The sequence below is a fragment of the Aquabacter sp. L1I39 genome (genome assembly GCF_017742835.1).
GTDB lineage: Bacteria > Pseudomonadota > Alphaproteobacteria > Rhizobiales > Xanthobacteraceae > L1I39.
Map to the genome: position 1 here is coordinate 1,098,892 of NZ_CP072392.1, position 21,146 is coordinate 1,120,037.

Below are 21,146 nucleotides of genomic sequence, written 5' to 3' on the forward strand. Positions count from 1 at the left end.
CCAGAGCCGAGGCGGCGATGGTGATTGCCGCGGACGAAAGGCAAACGCTCCTCGCCCAATCGTGGGGCGCGTGACAGGGCCGCCCTGTCCTTAAGCCCCGCTTAAGGTAGCCGTTCCAGGGAACGGCACATGACCGCTTCGTCCCTCTTCCTCCTGCCCCATCGAGCGCGCCGCCCGTGAGGACGCACTGAGCCCCCCCTTTCCCGCCCGTCCATTGTCCCGCGACGGGGGGATGGGCGAGCGCCCGGACCCCGCATGGTCCGGGCGCTCGTTGCCCTGGGGTGTCAGTAGCGGGCGTCGGCGGGCTTCTTGTCCTTCGGCCAGTCATTGACCTTGGGCGCGAAGTCCGGCCGCGGCATGTGGCTGAAATACTCGGCCACATCCACCACCTCCTGGTCGGTCAGCCCGCCTTGGCCCAGCGGAAAGCCGCCATGCATGCCGATGGGCATGTTGCGCTTCACAAAGGCTGCGGCCGTATAGGTCCGCGCCATGCCGGCCCCGATATTGAAGGACTGATCACCCCAGAGCGGGGGATAGACATAGGCACCCCTGGCATCCTTGATCCCTTCCCCGTTCGCCCCGTGGCATGCGGCGCACTGGCTGGCATAGACCTTGGGACCATTCTCCAGGTCCGGCTTGATCTGCTGGCTGACCTTGCCGACGCCCCGGCCTTCCACCTTGTCCTCGGGCTTAGTCTCCCGCTTCATCCAGTCGAAATAGGCGACCATGGCCTTCATGTCGTCGCCGTCCCTGGCGAGCGGCTTGCCGTTCATGGAGCGCAGGAAGCAGCCATTGATGCGGTCCTCCAGCGTGATCTCCCGCCCGGCCCGCGGCGCGTAGCTCGGGAAGAAAGCCGAGACGCCCACATAGGGCGAGCCGTCCGCCACCGTGCCGGCATTCAGATGGCAGCTGGAACAGTTGAGGACATTGCCCACATTCTTCGGCAGCAAGGTGTGGGTCTCTGTGTTGAGCCTCATGCCCCGGACCAGTTGGACGGCGTTGGGCTCCCTCAGCACATCGGCGATGCGTGGCGTCTCGAAGGGCCGGGTGTCCACCTGAGGATCGAGCGTGGCGCGGGCGGCCTTCACCTGCGCCGCGCTCACCGGCGGCGCCCCCGCGCCCCAATTGGCGCGAACGAAGGACAGGATCTCGGCGATCTCGTCATCCGTTAGGCGAGCGAAGCCAGGCATGGTGAAGACGCGGGGCCGCGCCTGCGTTTCCGCGGTCGCCCAGCCGGTGAGGGTGATGTGCACCAGGGTGGACGGATCCTTGGCCGACACGGTGGGATTCCCACCCAGAGGCGGGAACACCTTGGCGACACCCTCGCCGTTCAGGCGGTGGCAGTCGGCGCAGAACTGGGCGTAAGCGAGGCCGCCCCGGCTGGTGAACATGGTGTCCGGAACGGCCGGGCTGTCCGCGACGGCGGCCGGATGCGGCCGGCGGGGCTCGTCTGAAGGCAGGGAATCCAGGTATGTGGCGATGGCCACGAGGTCGGCATCGGTGAAGTTCTGGGTTGAATTGTGGATCACCTCGGTCATGGAGCCCGAGACGGTCCCGAAGCGGTTCTGCCCGGTCTTCAGCAATTCCACCGTGTCGTCCACGTCGCCGATGCCGCGCAGATTGACCGCGTTCCATTCCTCCACCTTGGAGCCGGACAGGAACTTTTCGCCGCTGCCCTCAGCCTCGGTCATGGCCAATTCCTGGAAGCCGAGGCCCCGGGGCGTGTGGCACGCCCCGCAATGACCGAGCCCCTGCACCAGGTAGGCGCCCCGGTTCCACACCTCCCCCTTGGCCGCATCTGCGATGAAGGGATGACCATCGAGGAACATCTGGTTCCAGAACGCCAAAGTCCAGCGCTGGTTGAACGGAAACCCGATGCCAGACGGCACGTTCGGGCTGTCAACGGGCGCCACGTCCTTCAAGAGATAGACATAGAGCGCATACATGTCGTCCGGCGTCATCTTGGCGTAGGACGGATAGGGCATGGCCGGATACATGTGGACGCCATCGGCGGTGACGCCCTTGCGCATGGCGCGGTCGAAGGCACCGAAGCTGTAGCGGCCGATGCCCGTCTTCATGTCCGGCGTGATGTTGGTGGAATAGAGCATGCCAAACGGCGTCTCCAGCCCCCGCCCGCCCGCCATGGGCTGGCCACCCGCCTTGGTGTGGCAGGCGATGCAATCGCCCAGTTCGGCGATGTACTTACCCCGCGCCACCAGATCCGGCGCAGCCACCTGCGGAAGCGTGCGCCCCGCATCATCAATCGCGGGCGGCGTGACCACCCACCACAAGACGGCCGCTCCCGCCACCGCCAAGCCGGCTGCAACTGCCGCCGCCTGCTTCAATCGCGGCCTGCGCCGGATTGCACCCTCGTCGTTCATGGAACGACCTCCTCGCCTGGCCGGCGGCGGAGCACGCGCGGACGCCCGGAGAAATGCCGCGCATTCCCCCGACGACGCGCGGTCTCTCCCGCGCAGCCTTTAACGTCCCGCACCGGAACTATAGGCCGCGTCCGCGCCCCCGTATTGATGCACCGCAACAGCGCGCGATGCGCTGGCGGAAGCGAGACGGATCGAGCGGGAATGATATAAATATATCGAATGACAGACGACTCCTACATAGAGGATTTCTATGAAGATCCAGCACCTGCGATACTTCGCGGCGGTCGTTGACCATGGCGGCGTGGTGCGCGCGTCGGAGCGCCTCCACCTGACGCAACCCTCCGTTTCGGCGGGGCTGAAGGCCCTGGAGCAGGAATTGGGCTGCGCCTTATTCGAGCGCGGGGGAGGACGCCTGCGGCTCACTCAGGCCGGCGGGCGCTTCTATCGGCGCGCGGTGGACATCTTGCGTCAGTGCGACGCGGCCAAGGCGGAGGCGATGGGCCTCGCCGGACCGGCACGCTTTTGCGTTGGCATGGCGGTCACCGTCTCGGATGCCCACCGCGCCGACTTCGCCGCACGGCTCCTCGCGGCCATGGGCGAGCCGCAGCCGACCTTCCGGTCTGGCCCACCGGTACGCTTGGCCCAATGGTTGAAGCAAGAGCGCATCGAGGCGGCGTTGACCATCCTAGAGGAGGCCGATGCGCCGGAGGATGCCACCCTTCTCCTGCGCGAGCCCTTCGTTTGCCTCACCCACGCGCGCCATCGCTTTGTCGGGCGAACCTCCCTCACCCTGCAGGATCTCGCGGGCGAACCTTTCGTGACGCGGCCCCAGTGCGAACGGCACCGGGCTGCGGAAGCGATCTTCCGCTCGTCCCATGTGGCCGTGAACGTGGTCCATGTGTCCAACGCCGATGCGGACGCCCTCGCTTTCGTGCGCGCGGGGCTAGGCATCACGCTTGCGCCGGCCTCGCTCGGCGCAGACGGCTTGTGCCGGATTCCTGTGGCGGGGCTTCGGCTGGAGCGCGCGCTTTATCTGACGTGGCAAGCTGAGGTGCCACGCATTTGGAAGGACAACATCACGGCCGCCGCCCTGGCAGCCCTGTCTCTGCAAGAAGGAGCGACAACGGAACATACATAGGCAAACTCTATGTCGATGATAAGATCAATCGATTTTTCTTATGAAATTTTCCTCCCTAGTCTCCCCGAAATGGCAATGGGGGACGGGAAACATGGATGATGCAGTTGCGGTTCAACTTCACGCCAACGGGGTGGCGGAGGTGACGTTGAACCGGCCGAGTTCGCTCAATGCCCTGTCTCCGGAACTGATCGAGGCCCTCACCGTCACCGTCCGGCAGCTGGATGTTTCCGATGCCGCTCGCGTGCTCTTGCTGTGCGGCGCCGGTAAGCATTTCTGTGCCGGAGCGAACATCAAGGCCATGCTGGACATGTCCGTCGCAGAGGCGGTGCGCGCCGGCTTCACCGGATGCTGCCACGCTTTGGCGCAGGTGGAGAAACCTGTGGTGGCCGCGGTGCAGGGCTATGCGGTGGGCGGTGGGTGCGAGCTGGTCGAGATGTGCGATGTGGTGATCGCCGCCTCGACCGCCGTCTTCGGCCACCCGGAGATCACCCTCGGCACCATGCCCGGCGCGGGCGGCAGCCAGCGCTTGCCGCGCGCCATCGGCAAGCACAAGGCGCTGGACATGCTGCTGACCGGTCGCACCCTGGACGCACAGGAAGCCGAGCGGGCGGGCCTCGTCTCCCGCCTGTGCCCACCGGACGGGCTGCGCGACGAGGCGCTTGCCGTGGCTGGACGGATCGCATCCTACTCCCTGCCGGTGCTCAAGCTCGTGAAGGCCTCAGCGTACGCCACCTTCAACACGCCCCTGGAGCATGGTCTCCCGTTGGAGCGCGCCAGCTTCCACCGCACCCTGTCCTTCGCCGACGCCCGCGAAGGCATGGAAGCCTTTCGCGACAAGCGCACGGCCCATTTCCGCGACTGCTGAGCCGGACGGCAGCGACGCTCGTTTGCGCTGCGCTGTTCAGGTCGGGCTGAAAATCGCTCAGCCCGGCATCGGAACGGCATGTGCTAAAACCGGGGCGTCCCCGGCGCAGGCACGGCGCGCGAGAGGAGAGGCAAATGGCAGCAGGCATTGTTCTCCCCGGCATCGGCGGCTCGGGTGCCGATCATTGGCAGAGCCATTGGGAGGCCGCCGACCCCACGTTGCGTCGGTTCCAGCCGGGGGACTGGGACCGCCCGGATCTGGACAACTGGCAAGCGGCGCTCGACACCGCCATCGCCCGGTCGCAGGAGCCACCGGTTCTGGTGGCGCACAGCCTTTCGTGCCTTCTGGTGGCCCATGCCGGTGAGCGCCTTTCAGGTCGCATCGCCGGCGCCTTTCTGGTGGCCGTCCCCGACACGCAAGCCCCGGCCTTTCCCGCGGCCGCGGCGGGCTTCCGCCACCCGCCCCATCGCCCCCTGCCCTTCCCGGCCCTGGTGCTCGCCAGCACCGACGACCCATTCGGCTCCCTCGACCATGCCCGCCAGAGGGCGCATGCATGGGGCGCGGGGCTCGTGACCGTCGGCGCCCTGGGACATATCAATGCTGCGAGCGGGCTTGGCCCGTGGCAGGACGGGCGCATGCTGTTGGACGCTTTCCGCGCAGGGCTTCGGAGCTGACATGGACCCCACCGCCGCCATCCTGGCCTTTTCCCTCGCAGCGGGCCTTCTCACCCTCACGCCGGGGCTCGACACGGCCCTGGTCTTGCGCACGGCAACCGTGGAAGGCGCAAGGCCCGCCATGGCGGCGGGCACGGGCGTGGTGACGGGCGTGCTGGCCTGGGGCGTTCTTGCCTCCCTCGGCCTTGGTGCCGTGCTCGCGGTTTCCCGCATGGGCTACCTTGTGCTGCAATATGCTGGCGCCGCCTATCTGTGCTGGCTGGGAGGGCGCATGCTGCTGTCCGCCTTGGCCGGGCAGGCAACGCCCCCGACCGGAACCGACACCGGCGCTGCCCTGCCGCCGCGATCATCCGTGGCGGGATGGTTCTGGCGCGGCTTCCTGACCAACATGCTCAATCCAAAGGTGGGCGTCTTCTATGTGAGCTTCCTGCCCCAATTCATCCCGGCCGACGTGCCGGTGGTGCCTTTCAGCATCGGCCTTGCGGCGATCCACGCATCCATGGGCCTGGCCTGGTTCGCCGCCATCACCGCGGCGACGCGTCCTCTCTCGGCACTGCTGCGCCGGTCGGCCTTCTTGCGCGCCATCGACGGACTGACGGGCTCGGTCCTCGTCGCCTTCGGCATCCGGCTTGCGCTCGAACGCCGGGGCTGACCGTCCCCCCTTTCCGCAGGATGAGAAGACCTCATCCGCCCCCCAAGCTTCCTCATTCGACACGCGGCGGCTCCGGCGCGCTCAATGGCCGGCAGCCCAAGCCGCCGCAGAAGCGCCGCCGCGCGGGCCATGATGGCATGAGGCAGGGAGACCCTATGGAACACGCCGATCGCATCGCCGGGCACGGGGACGCCGGATGGCGCGCCGCGCTTTGGGTTCCCGTCATCGCCGGCGGCCTCATCATGGGGCTCGCCCTCGGGGTGCGCCATGTTCAAGGCCTGTTCCTGTTGCCGGTGACGCTGGACCGGGAATGGTCCCGGGAGACGTTCGGCCTGGCCATGGCGGCGCAGAATCTCATCTGGGGCGTGGCCCAGCCTTTCACCGGGATGCTCGCCGACAAGTTCGGCTCGGCCAAGGTCGTCGCTGTCGGCCTTGTCGCCTATGGGCTGGGCCTGTTCTTCATGGCCCGGGCCGCCGATCCCACGGGCTTCGTGCTGAGCGCCGGCGTCGTCGTCGGCATCGCCCTTTCCGGCACCGCCTTCGGCGCCATCTACGGTGCCCTCAGCCGGATCATGCCCGCCGAGCGGCGCAGCTGGGCGCTGGGCCTGGCGGGTGCCATTGGCGGGCTCGGCCAATTCGCCATGGTCCCGGCCGCCCAAGGCCTGATCGGCGGCTGGGGGTGGGCGGGAGCCCTGCTGATCCTGTCCGGCGCCATGGTGCTGCTGCTGCCCCTGGCCATGCCTCTGCGCGATCGTAGCTCGGAGGCGGATGCGGCCGGCGCCGGCCTCTCCATGTCAGCGGCCATAGGCGAAGCCTTGCGGCACAAGGGCTTCTGGTTGCTCAATCTGGGCTTCTTCGCCTGCGGCTTCCAGCTCGCCTTCATCGCCACCCACCTGCCGGCCTATCTGTCTGACCGGGGTCTGACCGCTTCGGAGGGCGTGGCGGCGCTGGCCATCATCGCGCTCACCAATGTGGCGGGCACCTATCTGCTGGGCGTCTGGGGCGGCATGCTGCGCCGCAAATACCTGCTGGCCGCGCTCTATGTGGTGCGCACCCTTGCCATGGCGCTGTTTATATTCACGCCGCTCACCATAACGAGCACCTATCTGTTCGCGGCGGTGATGGGATTTCTGTGGCTCGGCACGGTGCCCCTCACCAACGGGCTGGTGTCGCAGGTATTCGGCGTGCGCTACATCACCACGCTGTTCGGCTTCGTCTTTTTCGGCCACCAGCTGGGCTCGTTCTTTGGCGTCTGGCTCGGCGGATACCTGTTCGTCACCACCGGCTCTTACCAGGCGGTCTGGCTCATCGCCATGGGGGTGGGCGTCCTTGCCGCCGTGGTGCACTGGCCCATCGACGACCGCGCCATTGCCCGGCCCTCGCCCGCCCCAGCTGCCGCATGAGGCGGGACGACGCTGCGCGGGCAGGCCGGAAAGGGCGCGGCCAGGCGCCCCCCTCCGGATACGCGCTCGCCTGGCTACTGCTGGCGTGCGCGCCCGTCCTCATGGCCTGGATGCGGATGGACCTGTGGGACCTGTGGATGCTCACATGGTCCTTCTGCCGGTAGCGCGCCTTAGCCTTTCACGGCGATGCGACTTCGCGTCTATCACCTTGTTTTCCATACTTCCTTCACGCGAAGCGGGTTCCACTTCGCGCGGAAGCATTCCAGGCTCGGCGCGAGCCACGCGCGGCCGTTTCACAGGGCAGCAGCGCTCCAGAGCGAGGGGTCAACGGGCTCGCGGTCTCTCATGGTGCTCGGTGCGGAGAACAGGAGGAAAACCAGCTCGCTTTCTCCGTCATTGCGCACCCAATGGGGCATTCCCGCCGGGACGTGGAGGCCTTGGCGGCGACCGAGACGGTTCACCCCCTCCGGCCACTGTATGGTCATGGCACCATCGAGCACATAGAAGAATTGATGGGCATGACGGTGCATATGGGGCTCTTCGCAGGCGCCCGGCGGCATGGCTTCCTGGCGCACCTGCATGTGGGCGAGGTCCAGCAGCCGCCACCCCGCGCAGGCTTCGCCCCAGGCGTAGAAAATGTCTGGTCCCGCCTCGGTCACGCGCATGCGATCCGCCCGGCCCGCGGACCTTCATGAGGGGCGCGCCCGCAAGCCTCCCGCGCGCACATCCGCGCCCAGCAGGTGGAACGGGTGGGTTGACAGGACCATGCTGTGTCCATGTGGGAGCCTTTCATGTGCCGAGCACACTTTATCCCTCGCACGAAGCCAAGCCGCGCGGCGTGAGCTTTTCTCAGCCTCCGGCAAAGGCTTCTCACTCCGGTTCCCGCTTCCGGCCGACTAGCTTCCTTGAAAACGGCAGACACGGGAGAGCGCCATGAACGCAGCAGTGCGTCCTGAAATCGGCAGCGCGGTGAGCGCGAAGGTGGAGCAGCGGGTCCGCGACAGCTTCAACCGGCAGGGCCTCATGGCTCATCTCGGGGCGACCATGAAGGAGGTCCGGCATGGGCTGGTGACCATCCGCATGCCGTTCCGACCAGAGCTTTCGCAGCAGCATGGCTATTTCCACGCCGGCGGCACCTCCGCCATCGCGGATTCCGCTGGTGGCTATGCGGGTTTTAGCCTGTTCCCGGAAGACAGTTCCGTGCTGACCGTGGAATTCAAGGTCAATCTAGTTAATCCGGCCTTGGGCGATGCCCTGGAAGCGGTGGGCAAAGTGGTGAAGGCCGGCCGAACGCTCACCATCTGCCATCTGGAAGTGTTCGCGGAAAGCGCCAAGGGCCGGTCCCTCGTGGCCATCGGCCAGCAGACGCTCATGTGCATGGCAGGGCGGCCGGACACCGCGGCCTAGCGGGAACCGGCTCGCTTGAAGCAATTGGGATAAGACACTGACAGAGAGCTGAGCCCGGCAGGGGCATGGGATCACCCCCTGCCGGCCTCCTCCCGCCTCACACCAGCATCTGCATGTCGCCATCCACCGCGATGGCCTGCCCGGAAATGCTGGAGCCCAGGGGCGAAGCCAGGAAGACTGCCACATTGGCCAAGTGCTGCGGCGGGATCAGGCGCTTCAGCGAGGTGGCGGACAGCGCCATGGCCTGCACCTCCTCAAGGGAGAGATTGCGCTCCCGCGCCTTGTTCTCGAACACCGAGCGGATGCGCTCCCCGTCCACAGAGCCGGGCAGGATAGCATTGGCGCGGATGCCGAATTCGCCCAGTTCCATGGCCAGCGACTTGATGAAGCCGATGACGCCCCATTTGGCCGCCGCATAAGGCGAACGCAGCGGGAATCCGAAGCGGCCGGCGGCCGAAGACAGGCCGATGATCGAGGCATTCTGGCTATGCTTGAGGGCCGGCACGGCGAGGCGCGTCACGTTGAAATGCCCGGTGATGTCCACGGCCAGCGTGCGGTCCCAATCTTCGGGGCTGATCTGGTCCACCCGGCCCGTGGGGCCGGCAATGCCTGCATTGTTCACGAGCACGTCGAGGCCGCCGAGCCGGTCCAGCGCATCGCCCATGAAGCGCTCCACAGCCGCGCGGTCCGAGACGTCGCAGGCGACACCATGGGCACCGGGCGCATTCTGGGGCAAGGCCGCGAGGGCGGCTTCATCCACGTCACAGAGTTCCACGCGCGCCCCTTCCTTCAGGAAGGCGCGGGCAATCTCCAGGCCGATGCCCCCCGCACCCGCCGTGATGACGATCCGAAGGCCGCTGATGCCGAGGTCCATGTCTTTTCTCCTTGGGTTCTTGGGACCGTGGACGGTGGGATGCCGGATCAGTCCGGCAGGATGCCGCGGGAGAGGATGAAGTCCCCGGCACTCCAGATATCGGCCACCAGGGCGGCGCGCGCGCCCTCCGGGTCACGGGCTTCCAGGGCCCGCAGGAGGGCGGCGTGGTGGATATGGGCCTCGCCCTGCCGCACGCGGTCGGGTCCCGCGCAGAAGTCCAGATTCAGGACCGGCCCGATCTGAAGCCACAGGCTCTCGATCATCTGGAACAAGGTCGGCAGGTGGGCAGCGCGATACAGGGTGAAATGCAGCGCCTTGTTGTTGCGCATGGCCCGTTGCCCATCGGGCTGAGCCTCCTCGCGCTCGGTCGCGAACAGGCGCTCGAAACGGGCGATCTCGGCGATCTCCGCGGCGCTCGCCTGGCTCGCGGCCGTGGCGGCCGCCAGCCCCTCAAGGCTCACCCGAATGAGGCGAAGTTCCGCAAAGCGCGCCCGCGACATGAGGGGCACGCGGACCGCGCGGTTGGGCAGGACTTCCAGCGCATTCTCGGCCGCCAGCCGCGAGACCGCCTCGCGCACCGGCATGGGGCTGGTGCCGATGGCGCCCGCGAGCCCACGCAAGGTGAAGCGCTCGCCCGGCATGGCACGCCCTTCCAGCAGCAATTCCTTCAGGTCCGCATAGACCTGGTCTGCCAGCGTCTGCCGGACGATCCGGTTGACGCGCGTATCAAACGGTTCACCGCCCGCCTGCGTGCCGTGCCGGGGAAAGGAGAGATCGTCGTGGGCTGGCTTGTCTTCCATGATGCTCGTCTGATATGTGTGATCACAGATAACAGATCGCCGACATGATCGGCAATCATCCCGTTGCAGGCAGGCAGAGAAAACTGTCGCCCCAAGCAGCGGGTATAAGGGGAGGATCCGCGGTGAAAGAGACTTCGTTTCGCGCGTCCATTGCGTCTGCGCCGGTCGGGCGGCGCACACTTCTGAAGGGGGCGGCCGCAACCGCGCTCCTGGCAGGCGTCGGCATGCCCGCCATCGTTCACGCCCAGTCGGACGAGATTATTTTCGGGCATCTGACCCCACTCACCGGCTTTCTCGGCCCGCTCGGCGCCTACGGCCAGATGGGCGTCCAGCTGGCGGTGGAAGAAATCAACGCCGCGGGCGGCATCAATGGCCGCAAGGTCAAGCTCATCATGGAGGACAGCGTCAATCCGGCGACGGCCTCCTCCAAGGCGCAGCGTTACATCGAGCGGGACAAGGCGGCCGTGATCATCGGCGAGATTTCCTCCGCCTCGGCGCTGGCCATCTCCCAGGTCACGGCCCGCAATAAGGTGGTCTTTGTCAATACAGGCGGCAATTCCGATGCCTTGCGCGGCAAGGACTGCAACCGCTTCATGTTCCATGTGGAAGGCGCCAACACCCAATATGTGAAGGCCGTGGGCGCGGCCATGCTGCGCGACGGGCTGATCAAGGGAAAGAAGCTGTTCTTCCTCACCGCCGACTATGCCTTCGGCCACGATCTGTCCCGGGTCGGCAAGCGCTATGTGGAGGCCAATGGTGGGCAGGTGATCGCCGACGAACTGGTGCCCACAGACGCCACAGACTTCTCCGGCTATCTGCTGAAGGTGCGTCAGGCGCGCCCCGACGTGGTCATCTCGAACCTCGCGGGCAACCAGATCACCAACTTCATCAAGCAATATGCCGAGTTTGGCCTGCAATATCCCTATGGCGGCTTCGGCTTCGACACCGCGGTGGCCTGGGGCGCGGGCAAGGGCACGTTCGGCGGCATCTGGCCGCTGATCTGGCATCATGACGTACCCGCAGCCTCGTCCAAGGCCTTCGTTGCCGCCTTCGTCAAGAAGTTCGGCAAGCCGCCGGAGAACCAAGCCTGGGGCGACTATGTGGCCACCAAGGCCGTGGCGCGCGCAATGACGGAGACCAAGAGCACGGCGGGTACCGACCTCATCACCTTCTTCGAGAAGGAGCCAGAGCTCGATATCCTGAAGGAGCGCAAGGGCTATTTCCGAGACTGGGACCACCAGCTGATCCAGGAAATGTACACCGTCACCGCCGCCCCGGCCGCCGACGTCAAGGAAGTGTGGGACATCATGAAGCTGGGCAAGGCGGTGCCGGGGCCAGACACGGCGCTGAGCGCCATTGCGCCCACGCCCGAAGAGAATGCCTGCACCTTCCCGCCGACCTGAACGAAGCAAACCTGGCCCCGCGCCTCTCGCAGGGGCGCGCACTCGCCGAAGCCACCGCTCTTGCGGCCACAGCCCTTGGCTGGCGCCGACGCCGCTCGTCACGCAGGGAGCGGCCCCTTAGGGGCGAGCACCCGGTCCTTCGGAGCCGGCCATCCGGCTCCGTTCCCTTCCTTGTCCCCGCGGGTCCGGCCCGCCGCCCCGGGCGGCGAGGGTCGCGGCAGGAGCATGGCCTCATGGCGCTGGAATTCGTCTTTCTCTTAGAGCAACTGCTCAATGGCCTGATGGTGGGCGTCACCTACCTGCTCATCGCGCTCGGCCTCTCCCTCATCTTCTCGCTCGGCGGCATCGTGAACCTCGCCCATGGCGGCTTCTACGCCATCGGCGCCTATATCGCGGTGGAAGTGGGCAACCGGTTCGGCTTTGCCACCGCTTTTTTCGTCTCGCCCATTGCCGTGGCGCTGATCGGCATGGTGGTTGAGCGGACCTTGTTCTCCCGCTTCTACCGAGCCGATCCCATCCTGTCTTTGCTGCTCACCTTCGGCCTCGCCATGGTGATCGAGCAGGCCCTGCGCATGCTGTTCGGGGCCACCCCCATCCCCTTCTCCATCCCGCCTTTCCTGCGCGGGCAGGTCTTCCTCGGCGACTTCATCTATTCGCGCTATCGTATCGCCATCCTCGTGGTCGCCGCCGTCGCCGTGCTGGGCCTGTGGCTCCTGCTGCAGCGGACCGCCTTCGGGCGGGTGGTGCGGGCCGGCGTGCAGAACCCGGACATGGTGGGCGCGCTCGGCATTTCGCTGACCCCTTATTTGACTGCGGTGGCCGCCCTCGGCATCGGCCTTGCGGGCCTTGCCGGCGTGATGCTGGCGCCCATTTCCGGCGTCCACCCGGCCATGGGGGCGGAGGTGCTGACCGCCGCTTTCGTGGTGGTGGTGATCGGCGGTCTCGGCTCCTTCTGGGGGGTGGTGCTCGCCGGGCTCCTGGTGGGGCTGGTGCGCGGCATGACCGTCTATTTCATGCCGCCGGCGGCCGAAGCCTCCATGTATCTCCTGATGCTGCTGGTGCTGTTCGCCCGGCCGCGCGGGCTCTTCGGTGAGCGCATCCTGCGCTTCGAGTGAGGCCGCCATGCCGCGCCCGGCCTCCCGCCAATTCAGGCCCCTCCCCCCTTCGACGCCCGTCCCCGAAAGAGGCGCCATGATCACGCGCAATGCCAATCTCCTGGTGGCGATCGCAGCCCTGCTGGTGCTGCCCTCCAGCCTGTTCGCCCTCGGCCTCACGCTGACATCCGCCACTGACGTGGTGCTGCTGGCCATGGCCTGCATGGCGCTCAATCTTCTGGTTGGATATACCGGCCTCGTCTCCTTCGGCCACGGTGCCTGGTTCGGGCTCGGCGCCTATGCGGCGGCCCTCCTCCAGCAGCGGCTGCTGCCGGACTGGGGCGTGGTGCTCGCCTTGCCCGCCATGCTGGTGGTGGGCCTGTGCGCCATTCCCATCGGCTTCGTGGTGCTGCGTCGGCGCGGCGTCTATTTCTCGCTCCTCACCCTCGCCTTCACCGCCCTGCTCTTTTCCATCGCCTTCCGTTGGACCGCCGTGACCGGGGGCGAGAACGGGCTCGGCGGCGTGCAGCGAGGCACGCTGCTGGACCTCGACCTCGATGGCTCCACCCCCTTCTATGCGGTCGTTGCGGTGGTGATGTTCGCCGTCGTCTATGCCCTCCAGCGCTTCGTCCGCTCGCCGGTGGGCAGCGTGCTGGTGGCGATACGGGAAAATGAGCAGCGGGCGCGCTTCATCGGCTACAACACCAACCGCTACAAGCTCGTCTGCTTCGTCCTTTCGGCGGCGGTGACGGCATTGGCCGGTGCGCTCATGGCGTTCAACCACCGCTTTGCCTCCGCCGATCCCATCGCCATCGGCTTTTCCGGCGAGCTTCTCGCCATGGTGGTCATCGGCGGCATGCGGAGCTTCCTCGGGCCGGCACTCGGCGCGCTGTTCTATGTGCTCTTCCGCGAATTCCTGTCCATGTGGACACCCAACTGGCTATTCTATTTCGGTCTGCTGTTCGTGGGCTTCATCGTCTTCTCGCCTACCGGCCTGGTGGGCGTGGCGGGACGCCTGATGGCGCCCTGGCGCAAAAGCCGCGAGGAGGCGGCCGCCATGGGCGGGCGCACCGGCGCCACCACCCGTCCGCTGCCGCAAAGCCTGCTCACCCGGGCGGGCGGGCCATCCGGCGGCGCGGTCCTGGAGGCGAAGGGCCTCGTGCGCTCGTTCGGCGGCGTGCGGGCGGTGCAGAATGGCGCCATCACCGTCCAGGACCGCACGCTTCACGCCCTCATCGGGCCGAACGGAGCGGGCAAGACCACCGCCTTCAACCTCATCTCCGGCATGTTTGCGCCGGAAGCGGGCGAGATCCGGCTGGCGGGAGACCGCATCGACGGGCTGGCGCCGCATCAGGTCTGCATGAAGGGTCTGTCGCGCTCCTTCCAGATCACCAATCTGTTCCCAGCCCTCTCAGTGGAGGAGAACCTGCGCCTCGGCGTGCAGGCCACCCATGCGCGCCGGTTCGATCCCTGGATCGACACCCGCACCCTCGCCGACATCAACGAGGAAACCCGCGCCATGATGGACTTCCTCGGCGTCGCGGGGATGGAGCGGGCAGAAGCAGGCGCGCTGTCTTATGGCGGGCAGCGGCTACTGGACATGGGACTTGCCCTCACCTCCCGGCCGCGCATGCTGCTGCTGGACGAGCCGCTCGCAGGCCTTGCGGCGGCCGAGCGCACCCGCGTGTCCAACCTTATCAAGCAGATTTCCGGCAAGGTGCCGGTGCTCCTGGTGGAGCATGACATCGACCGGGTGTTCGAGCTGGCCGATGCCGTCACGGTGATGGCGGATGGCGCCGTCCTGGTGGCGGGGAGCGTGGAGGATGCACGCTCGAACGCGCGGGTGCAGGAGGTCTATATCGGCTCCGGCGCGGCCGCACTGGCGGCACGGGACCTGGCTTCCGCCGCCACCGAGACCACCCTCCTGGCTTTGAAGGACGTGGACGCCTTCTATGGCAAGAGCCGCATCTTATCCGGTGTGTCGCTGGAGGCGCGGCAAGGGGAGATCCTGGCGCTGCTGGGGCGCAACGGAGCCGGCAAATCCACCTTGCTCAAGACCATAACGGGCATCGTGAAGCCGCAGGCCGGGTCCATCACGCTGGCCGGGGAGGACCTGGCGCGCCAGCCCCCGGCGGTCATCGCCCGACGGGGGGTCGGCTATGTGCCGCAGGGCCGCGCCCTCTTCCACGGCATGAGCGTGCGCCACAATCTGGAGCTCGGACGGCTGAAGCGCATCACCGGGGCCGGCCACCATTTTTCCGAGGACGAGGTCTATGCCCTGTTTCCGCGCCTGAAGGAGCGCCGCGACCAACCGGCCGACCTGCTCTCGGGCGGCGAACAGCAGATGGTGGCGGTGGCCCGCGCGCTCATGGGCGACACCCGCGTGCTGCTGCTGGACGAGCCGTTCGAGGGCCTCTCCCCGGCGGTGACGGAGGAGCTGTTCGACGCCTTCGACACCCTGCGCAAGACGCTGACCCTCATCATCGTGGACCATCATCTCGATGTGGTGCTGAACCTTGCCGATCGCGCCGTGGTGCTGGAGCGCGGCGAAGTGGTGCACGAGGGCCCCGCCCGTCCCCTGGCGCGCGACCTCGATCTGCGCCGTCAGGTCCTTTGGCTGTGAGGGTGGCTGCGGCCTCCTGCGGCGGCCCCTCTTCCTTAACGTTCAACCGCCTTCTGCGAGGCCAACGTCATGACAAAGGTTGCAATCATCGGTTCGGGCTTCATCGGTCGCGCCTGGGCGATCACCTTCGCCCGTGCCGGCTTCGAAGTGGCACTGGCCGACCAGGCGGCCGGCGCGCCGGAGGCGGCCCTTTCCTATATCGAGGGCGTGCTGCCGGACCTTGCCAGCCATGACCTCCTGATGGGGTCCTCCCCCGAGGCCGTGCGCGCCCGCCTGTCCATGGCCGCCTCCTATGCGGCGGCCATGGACGGCGCGGTGCATGTGCAGGAGAACGCGCCGGAAGACCTTGCCATCAAGGTGGCGCTCTATGCCGAATTGGACCGGCTGGCGCCCCGCGACGCGGTGCTCGCCTCGTCCACCTCCGCCATCCTGCCATCGCTGTTCTCGGAACAGCTGGAGGGGCGCCACCGCGTGTGCGTGTGCCATCCCATCAATCCGCCTTACCTGATCCCCGCCGTGGAAGTCGTCCCCGCGCCCTGGACCGACGCCACCACCATGGTGCGCGCCGCAGACCTCATGCGGGCGGCCGGGCAATCGCCCATCGTCATGAAGAAGGAACTGGACGGCTTCGTCATGAACCGCATGCAGGGGGCGCTGCTGGAGGAAGCCTTCCGCCTGGTGGCGGACGGCTATGCCAGCGTCGAGGATATCGATGTGGGCCTGCGCGAGGGGCTCGCCTTGCGGTGGTCCTTCATGGGGCCGTTCGAGACCATCGACCTCAACGCGCCGGATGGCGTCGCGGATTATGTGGCGCGTTACCAGCAGATCTACGAGCGCATCTCCCCGTCCCAGTGGCGGCGGGTGGATTGGGCGGGAGAGGTGCTCGGCACCGTGCTGGCGGACTGTCGCGCCCGGCGTCCGCAGGAGAGCCTCCCCGCCCGCCAGATGTGGCGCGACCGGCGCCTTATGGCCCTCGCCGCGCACAAGCGCGCCGCAGACAAGGATATCGGGCGCTGAGCGCTGGCGCCGCCTTCCCCACCCTCAACACGAATGGATGATGACCATGGCCCAGCCCCAGCCCACGTCGAAACCGTCCCGGAAGGTGATCATCACCTGCGCGGTCACGGGCGCGATCCACACGCCCACCATGTCGCCCCACCTGCCGATCACGCCCGACCAGATCATCGCCGACGCGCTGGGCGCGGCGGAAGCCGGCGCCGCCATTCTGCATTTGCACGCGCGCAATCCGCAGACCGGTCAGCCAGACCAGCGCCCCGAGGCCTTCGCGCCCTTCCTGTCCCGCATCAAGCAGGCGACCGGCGCGGTGATCAACATCACGTCGGGCGGCAGCCCCTATATGAAGGTTGAAGAGCGCGTGCTCCCCGCCGCGACCTTCAAGCCGGAAGTGGCCTCCCTCAACATGGGATCGATGAATTTCGGTCTCTTCCACCTACTGGACAAATACAAGGACTTCAAATTCGACTGGGAACGCCAGCACCTGGAGAACACCCGCGACCTGGTCTTCCGCAATACGTTCAAGGATATCGAATATATCCTTTCCACCTGCTACGATAACGGCACACGCTTCGAGTTCGAGTGCTACGATATCGGTCACCTTTACAATCTCGCGCACTTTTTGGAGCGGGGCCTCGTCAAGCCGCCGCTGTTCGTGCAGTCGGTGTTCGGGCTGTTGGGCGGCATCGGCCCCCATCCAGAGGACGTCATGCACATGAAGCGCACCTGCGACCGCCTGTTCGGCGACCAATATCGCTGGTCGGTCCTCGGCGCCGGGCGCAACCAGTTGCCGATCGCGGCCATGGCTGCCTCCATGGGGGGCAATGTGCGCGTGGGCCTGGAGGATTCCCTGTGGGCCGGGCCGGGCAAGCTCGCTACCTCCAATGCCGATCAGGTGCGCCTCGCCGCCAAGATCATCGAAGGCCTCGGGCTCACCGTGGCGACGCCCGACGAGGCCCGCGCCCTCCTGGAGCTGAAGGGGGCGGACAAGACCAACATCTAAGGTCAGGTCCGGCACTTCAAGAAGACCGTCGGCGAGGGCGCGACCGGAATCGCGCGCCGCCGGCGGCGCCTCGCCGGTCATTCCACCGGCATGACCTCGCGGGGCCGCCAGCTCTTGTCGAAGAAGGACGGTAGCGGGCTATAGAGGCGCACCATGGTGAACCAGCCCTTGTTGGGGTCGGTCTGGATCCAGTTGCGGCGCCCCACGCCCCCGGGCTGCGTGGGGGCTGAAATAGACCGTGCCGGTGGCATCGCCTGCCGCTTCCGCCACCGGCGACGGATAGCTCTGTCTGCCTGCGCGCGGATATTTCTGCGGGGTCTGGAGCATGGAGCGGGTCTGGTGGTCATACAGCGTGAAGGACCAGAAGGCGGCCACCGGGTCGGCCGCTGGCCCTGGCCCTCACCCGCGGCCAGGCGGCAGGCATCAAAATGGTGCCCGTCATGCTGAATGACGCGCCGCCGGCCGATGAGCTTCTCGCTAATAAGGCTTATGACAGTGACAAGGTTCGCGACACCGCGCCGAGGCACGGGCAGGGTCATCCCCAACAAGGATGATCGCTTGTCTCTGCACCTGTTCGACAAAAAGCGTGATAAGCGCAATGCCACCGAAGGTATGTTCTGTCGCCTCAAGGATTTTAAGGCGCATCGCCACCCGATCCGACAAGATCGCGAGGACCGTCTCGCCAACCTCTGCCTCGCCGCTCTCGTTTCATGCTGGCTGCCTTGAGTCTCGACCTTCGCGAACGCCTGAGGGGAATACGGCGTCCGGCAGGCCCGTCATAGGGTTTCGCTATAGCACCCGACGAAAAGTGATATTCGCTTTATGGCGGTAGGGTCCGTAAGCATGCGATCCCATGGGCGGCCGGCGACGGCGGGCTTTTGCACGGGGCGTACAGGACCACGGCACATGCAGACTATTGGCAGCGACAGGTTCCAGGACATCCGCGACGCGGTGCGCGCCTTGTGCGCCCAGTTTCCCGCCGAATATCACCGGCGGGTGGACGAGGCGCGCGGCTATCCCGAGGAATTCGTCGATGCCCTGACCAAGGCCGGCTGGATGGCCGCCCTGATCCCGGAAGAATATGGCGGCTCTGGACTTGGGCTGACGGAAGCTTCCGTCATCATGGAGGAGATCAACCGGGCCGGCGGCAATTCGGGCGCCTGCCACGGCCAGATGTACAATATGAACACGCTGGTGCGGCATGGCTCGGAAGAGCAGCGCCAGCGCTATCTGCCCAAGATCGCCTCCGGCGAGCTCCGCCTCCAGTCCATGGGCGTCACCGAGCCGACCACCGGCACCGACACCACCAAGATCAAGACGACAGCGGTGAAAAAGGGCGACCGCTACGTCATCAATGGCCAGAAGGTGTGGATCTCGCGCATCCAGCATTCTGACCTCATGATCCTGCTGGCACGGACGACGCCGCTCGAAGACGTGAAAAAGAAATCCGAGGGCATGTCCATCTTCATCGTCGACCTGCGCGAGGCGATCGGCAAGGGGCTTACGGTGCGGCCCATCCTCAACATGGTCAATCACGAGACCAACGAGCTGTTCTTCGACAATCTGGAAATCCCGGCGGAAAACCTGATCGGCGAGGAAGGCCAGGGCTTCAAATATATCCTCACCGGCCTCAATGCGGAGCGGGTGCTGATCGCGGCCGAGTGCATCGGCGACGGCTACTGGTTCATCGACAAGGTGACCGCCTATACCAAGGAGCGCATGGTCTTCGGGCGGCCCATCGGCCAGAACCAGGGTGTGCAGTTTCCCATCGCGGAGGCCTTCATCGAGGTGGAGGCGGCGAACCTCATGCGGTTCGAGGCCTGCCGGCTTTTTGATGCCAATCTGCCCTGCGGCACCCAGGCCAACATGTCCAAATACCTGGCGGCCAAGGCGTCCTGGGAGGCGGCCAATGCTTGCCTCCAGTTCCATGGCGGCTTCGGCTTTGCCTGCGAATATGACGTGGAACGCAAGTTCCGCGAGACCCGCCTCTACCAGGTGGCGCCCATCTCCACCAATCTGATCCTCAGCTATGTGGCCGAGCATGTGCTGGGCCTGCCGAGGTCCTTCTGATGAGCACCCTGCCCGCCTTCCATCCCGGCCTCGACTTCACCATCCCTCTGTTCGTCCCCGGCCATCGGCCCGACCGCTATGCCAAGGCAGCCGCGGCGGGCGCCGATGCGGTGATCCTCGACCTTGAGGACGCAGTACCACCCGACGCGAAGGACATGGCGCGGGACGCGCTCACCCTCTCCTTCAGCACCGGCCCCGTGCTGGTGCGCATCAATGCGGCTGGCACGCTTTGGCATGCGGATGACCTCGCCGCCATTGCCCGGCTGAAGCCCGCCGCCGTCTTGCTGCCCAAGGCGGAACGGGTCCTAACGCTGGACGCGGTGGCGGCGAAGGTCGGCCCGGACATTCCGATCATCGCCCTGATTGAAAGCGCGCTCGGCCTCGCTGAGGCCCGGGCGCTCGCCGCCCATCCGGCAGTGGGACGGCTGGCCTTTGGCTCGGTGGATTTCTGCGCGGACCTCGGCTGTGCCCATGTGCGCGAGGCGCTGCTGCCCGCCCGCATGGAATTGGTGCTCGCCTCCCGCCTTGCTTCCTGCCGCGCACCCATTGATGGCGTCACCACGTCCATTGAAGATGCGGGGGAAGCCTCCAGCGATGCCCGTTATGCCCGCGCCCTGGGGTTCAGCGGCAAGCTCGCCATCCACCCCAAGCAGATTGCCCCCATTCGCACCGGCTTCGCGCCGGACGAGGCGGAAATCGCCTGGGCCAAGCGCGTGCTGGCCTCAGGCGAGGGCGCGGCGGCGGTGGATGGCGCCATGGTGGACGAGCCGGTCCGCATTCGCGCCCGCGCCATGCTGTCCCGCGCTACCGAAACGGCCTGACAGCGCGCCTCAGCGCGCCGTCCCGCTGCTGGTGCGTTCCAGGACCAGTTCCAGGCAAATGAGCACGGGATTTTGCCCGCGTGCCAGCTGGCCCGTGTGCACGTCGCCGCGCGTGTCGATGAGCTCGATGGCGATCTCCGCCCTGGGCTGACCTGCCGCATCGGGGGTGATGGTGCCGTCGACGATCAAGATTTCGGTGGGGTGCTCGGAGATGGTGCGGCCATCCTCGAACTGAACGCCGATGATGCTGCCGACGCCACTGCGCACCAGCCCCTCGGCGACGCCATGGCGGCGGCACAGCGCTTCGATGGCGCCCACCAGATCCTCATTGGGCCGCACGCGGGCGATGATGCAATCACCGTCTGGCTGATGCACGCCCTCGGCGGCGGTGGGGCCGAACAGGGTGAAATTGGTCTCGGTGTCCGGCAACGCCACCATGGCCACTTCACGGCAGCCATAGGCGATCGCCTGTCCAGGCTCGGCAATCACCGCCTCAAAGGGCAGGAGATGGCCGCCCTTTTGCACGCCGCCTTCCTCCCAGATGGCGTGACAATGCACGAATGGCTTGCCGTCCCGGTAGCCGAAGGTCGTGCGGGCCGCCTTGATGCGGGTGCCCGCGGGTGCCTCGAAGGTCTCGCTATAGAAGGCCACATGCTCCGCATCGGGGGAAAAGGAGGGGCGCACATAACGGAACGGGGCGAGGGCGACACCGGAGAGGTTCAGTCCGGCAGCGGTGATGCCGGCCGCCACCAGCGGCCGGGCAATGGCCTCGCAGAAGGTCAGGCCCGGTTCCAGCATCAGGTCCAGCCGCTCCATGCGGCCGCCGAAGCTCGGCATGCGCTCTTCAGCGACGGGGCCGGGATGGACCATATGGCGGGAGGGCAATGACATGGCGTTTCCCCGTGCAGCGTTTGTGTCTTTGGT

Annotated in this window: 19 protein-coding genes and 1 pseudogene; 14 read left to right on the forward strand and 6 right to left on the reverse strand. The window is 66.7% G+C overall.

The annotated features are described in order from the left end of the window. Positions 1-284: 284 nt before the first annotated feature. The gene (locus J5J86_RS04825) at positions 285-2,381 is read right to left on the reverse strand and encodes a c-type cytochrome (RefSeq protein ID WP_209103754.1); all 2,097 of its coding nucleotides are present in this window, start codon (positions 2,379-2,381) and stop codon (positions 285-287) included. 250 nt (positions 2,382-2,631) lie between these two features. On the opposite strand from J5J86_RS04825, the gene J5J86_RS04830 reads away from it, so the two are divergent. From J5J86_RS04830 to J5J86_RS04850, 5 genes are all read left to right on the forward strand, one after another. After that, a complete protein-coding gene (locus J5J86_RS04830) occupies positions 2,632-3,519 on the forward strand; it encodes a LysR family transcriptional regulator (RefSeq protein WP_209103755.1) in 888 nt (295 codons plus the stop codon). Positions 3,520-3,610: 91 nt separating this feature from the next. Further along, positions 3,611-4,384 carry an enoyl-CoA hydratase-related protein gene (locus J5J86_RS04835; protein ID WP_209103756.1) on the forward strand — a complete coding sequence of 258 codons (774 nt, stop codon included), beginning with the start codon at positions 3,611-3,613 and terminating at the stop codon, positions 4,382-4,384. Between the two features lie 134 nt (positions 4,385-4,518). Further along, complete coding sequence (locus tag J5J86_RS04840) at positions 4,519-5,058, forward strand: RBBP9/YdeN family alpha/beta hydrolase (protein WP_209103757.1); 540 nt, start codon at positions 4,519-4,521, stop codon at positions 5,056-5,058. Between the two features lies 1 nt (position 5,059). Beyond that, positions 5,060-5,710, forward strand: coding sequence for a LysE family translocator (locus tag J5J86_RS04845; RefSeq protein ID WP_209103758.1), 651 nt, complete (start codon positions 5,060-5,062; stop codon positions 5,708-5,710). Between the two features lie 155 nt (positions 5,711-5,865). Next, positions 5,866-7,113: an MFS transporter gene (locus tag J5J86_RS04850; protein ID WP_247658051.1), complete on the forward strand. Its 1,248-nt coding sequence runs from the start codon at positions 5,866-5,868 to the stop codon at positions 7,111-7,113. Positions 7,114-7,406: 293 nt separating this feature from the next. Here J5J86_RS04850 and J5J86_RS04855 read toward each other — a convergent pair whose 3' ends face one another. Further along, positions 7,407-7,778 carry a cupin domain-containing protein gene (locus tag J5J86_RS04855; protein ID WP_209103759.1) on the reverse strand — a complete coding sequence of 124 codons (372 nt, stop codon included), beginning with the start codon at positions 7,776-7,778 and terminating at the stop codon, positions 7,407-7,409. Positions 7,779-8,046: 268 nt separating this feature from the next. Here J5J86_RS04855 and J5J86_RS04860 point away from each other — a divergent pair, with 268 nt between their 5' ends. Next, positions 8,047-8,520: a PaaI family thioesterase gene (locus J5J86_RS04860; protein WP_209103760.1), complete on the forward strand. Its 474-nt coding sequence runs from the start codon at positions 8,047-8,049 to the stop codon at positions 8,518-8,520. 97 nt (positions 8,521-8,617) lie between these two features. Here the strand turns inward: J5J86_RS04860 and J5J86_RS04865 are convergent, their stop codons facing one another. Further along, positions 8,618-9,394 (reverse strand): SDR family oxidoreductase, encoded by a 777-nt coding sequence (locus J5J86_RS04865; RefSeq protein WP_209103761.1) that lies wholly within the window; start codon positions 9,392-9,394, stop codon positions 8,618-8,620. Between the two features lie 47 nt (positions 9,395-9,441). After that, positions 9,442-10,194, reverse strand: a complete 753-nt coding sequence (locus J5J86_RS04870; RefSeq protein WP_209103762.1) for a GntR family transcriptional regulator — start codon at positions 10,192-10,194, stop codon at positions 9,442-9,444. Positions 10,195-10,418: 224 nt separating this feature from the next. Here J5J86_RS04870 and J5J86_RS04875 point away from each other — a divergent pair, with 224 nt between their 5' ends. From J5J86_RS04875 to J5J86_RS04895, 5 genes are all read left to right on the forward strand, one after another. Further along, the gene (locus J5J86_RS04875; protein WP_247658052.1) at positions 10,419-11,597 is read left to right on the forward strand and encodes an ABC transporter substrate-binding protein; all 1,179 of its coding nucleotides are present in this window, start codon (positions 10,419-10,421) and stop codon (positions 11,595-11,597) included. Positions 11,598-11,836: 239 nt separating this feature from the next. Continuing rightward, complete coding sequence (locus tag J5J86_RS04880; RefSeq protein WP_446698679.1) at positions 11,837-12,712, forward strand: branched-chain amino acid ABC transporter permease; 876 nt, start codon at positions 11,837-11,839, stop codon at positions 12,710-12,712. Between the two features lie 76 nt (positions 12,713-12,788). Then, positions 12,789-15,314, forward strand: a complete 2,526-nt coding sequence (locus tag J5J86_RS04885; RefSeq protein ID WP_209103765.1) for a branched-chain amino acid ABC transporter ATP-binding protein/permease — start codon at positions 12,789-12,791, stop codon at positions 15,312-15,314. 69 nt (positions 15,315-15,383) lie between these two features. After that, positions 15,384-16,331, forward strand: coding sequence for a 3-hydroxyacyl-CoA dehydrogenase (locus tag J5J86_RS04890; protein WP_209103766.1), 948 nt, complete (start codon positions 15,384-15,386; stop codon positions 16,329-16,331). Between the two features lie 46 nt (positions 16,332-16,377). Then, on the forward strand, positions 16,378-17,331 hold the full coding sequence (locus tag J5J86_RS04895) for a 3-keto-5-aminohexanoate cleavage protein (protein WP_247658053.1): 954 nt from the start codon (positions 16,378-16,380) through the stop codon (positions 17,329-17,331). Between the two features lie 77 nt (positions 17,332-17,408). Here J5J86_RS04895 and J5J86_RS04900 read toward each other — a convergent pair. Next, positions 17,409-17,721, reverse strand: a pseudogene (locus J5J86_RS04900) (DUF1214 domain-containing protein); the annotation flags it as partial. A 168-nt stretch (positions 17,722-17,889) separates the two neighbouring features. Here J5J86_RS04900 and J5J86_RS04905 point away from each other — a divergent pair. The 3 genes from J5J86_RS04905 (at position 17,890) to J5J86_RS04915 (ending at position 20,222) form a co-directional block, all read left to right on the forward strand. After that, positions 17,890-18,057: a hypothetical protein gene (locus J5J86_RS04905; RefSeq protein ID WP_209103768.1), complete on the forward strand. Its 168-nt coding sequence runs from the start codon at positions 17,890-17,892 to the stop codon at positions 18,055-18,057. A gap of 180 nt (positions 18,058-18,237) precedes the next feature. Next, the gene (locus J5J86_RS04910; RefSeq protein WP_209103769.1) at positions 18,238-19,401 is read left to right on the forward strand and encodes an acyl-CoA dehydrogenase family protein; all 1,164 of its coding nucleotides are present in this window, start codon (positions 18,238-18,240) and stop codon (positions 19,399-19,401) included. Then, positions 19,401-20,222 carry an HpcH/HpaI aldolase/citrate lyase family protein gene (locus J5J86_RS04915; protein ID WP_209103770.1) on the forward strand — a complete coding sequence of 274 codons (822 nt, stop codon included), beginning with the start codon at positions 19,401-19,403 and terminating at the stop codon, positions 20,220-20,222. Before J5J86_RS04910 ends, J5J86_RS04915 begins: the two co-directional genes overlap by 1 nt. Positions 20,223-20,231: 9 nt before the next feature. Here the strand turns inward: J5J86_RS04915 and J5J86_RS04920 are convergent, their stop codons facing one another. Further along, entirely contained in the window at positions 20,232-21,113 is an 882-nt protein-coding gene (locus J5J86_RS04920; RefSeq protein WP_209103771.1) for a PCC domain-containing protein, read from the reverse strand. Positions 21,114-21,146 lie beyond the last annotated feature (33 nt).

Excerpts from the sequence above, each read along its gene's own strand:
- J5J86_RS04825 (WP_209103754.1), bottom strand. The coding sequence starts at position 2,381 with ATGAACGACGAGGGTGCAATCCGGCGCAGGCCGCGATTGAAGCAGGCG.
- J5J86_RS04830 (WP_209103755.1), top strand. The coding sequence starts at position 2,632 with ATGAAGATCCAGCACCTGCGATACTTCGCGGCGGTCGTTGACCATGGC.
- J5J86_RS04835 (WP_209103756.1), top strand. The coding sequence starts at position 3,611 with ATGGATGATGCAGTTGCGGTTCAACTTCACGCCAACGGGGTGGCGGAG.
- J5J86_RS04840 (WP_209103757.1), top strand. The coding sequence starts at position 4,519 with ATGGCAGCAGGCATTGTTCTCCCCGGCATCGGCGGCTCGGGTGCCGAT.
- J5J86_RS04845 (WP_209103758.1), top strand. The coding sequence starts at position 5,060 with ATGGACCCCACCGCCGCCATCCTGGCCTTTTCCCTCGCAGCGGGCCTT.
- J5J86_RS04850 (WP_247658051.1), top strand. The coding sequence starts at position 5,866 with ATGGAACACGCCGATCGCATCGCCGGGCACGGGGACGCCGGATGGCGC.
- J5J86_RS04855 (WP_209103759.1), bottom strand. The coding sequence starts at position 7,778 with ATGCGCGTGACCGAGGCGGGACCAGACATTTTCTACGCCTGGGGCGAA.
- J5J86_RS04860 (WP_209103760.1), top strand. The coding sequence starts at position 8,047 with ATGAACGCAGCAGTGCGTCCTGAAATCGGCAGCGCGGTGAGCGCGAAG.
- J5J86_RS04865 (WP_209103761.1), bottom strand. The coding sequence starts at position 9,394 with ATGGACCTCGGCATCAGCGGCCTTCGGATCGTCATCACGGCGGGTGCG.
- J5J86_RS04870 (WP_209103762.1), bottom strand. The coding sequence starts at position 10,194 with ATGGAAGACAAGCCAGCCCACGACGATCTCTCCTTTCCCCGGCACGGC.
- J5J86_RS04875 (WP_247658052.1), top strand. The coding sequence starts at position 10,419 with ATGCCCGCCATCGTTCACGCCCAGTCGGACGAGATTATTTTCGGGCAT.
- J5J86_RS04885 (WP_209103765.1), top strand. The coding sequence starts at position 12,789 with ATGATCACGCGCAATGCCAATCTCCTGGTGGCGATCGCAGCCCTGCTG.
- J5J86_RS04890 (WP_209103766.1), top strand. The coding sequence starts at position 15,384 with ATGACAAAGGTTGCAATCATCGGTTCGGGCTTCATCGGTCGCGCCTGG.
- J5J86_RS04895 (WP_247658053.1), top strand. The coding sequence starts at position 16,378 with ATGGCCCAGCCCCAGCCCACGTCGAAACCGTCCCGGAAGGTGATCATC.
- J5J86_RS04910 (WP_209103769.1), top strand. The coding sequence starts at position 18,238 with ATGCAGACTATTGGCAGCGACAGGTTCCAGGACATCCGCGACGCGGTG.
- J5J86_RS04915 (WP_209103770.1), top strand. The coding sequence starts at position 19,401 with ATGAGCACCCTGCCCGCCTTCCATCCCGGCCTCGACTTCACCATCCCT.
- J5J86_RS04920 (WP_209103771.1), bottom strand. The coding sequence starts at position 21,113 with ATGTCATTGCCCTCCCGCCATATGGTCCATCCCGGCCCCGTCGCTGAA.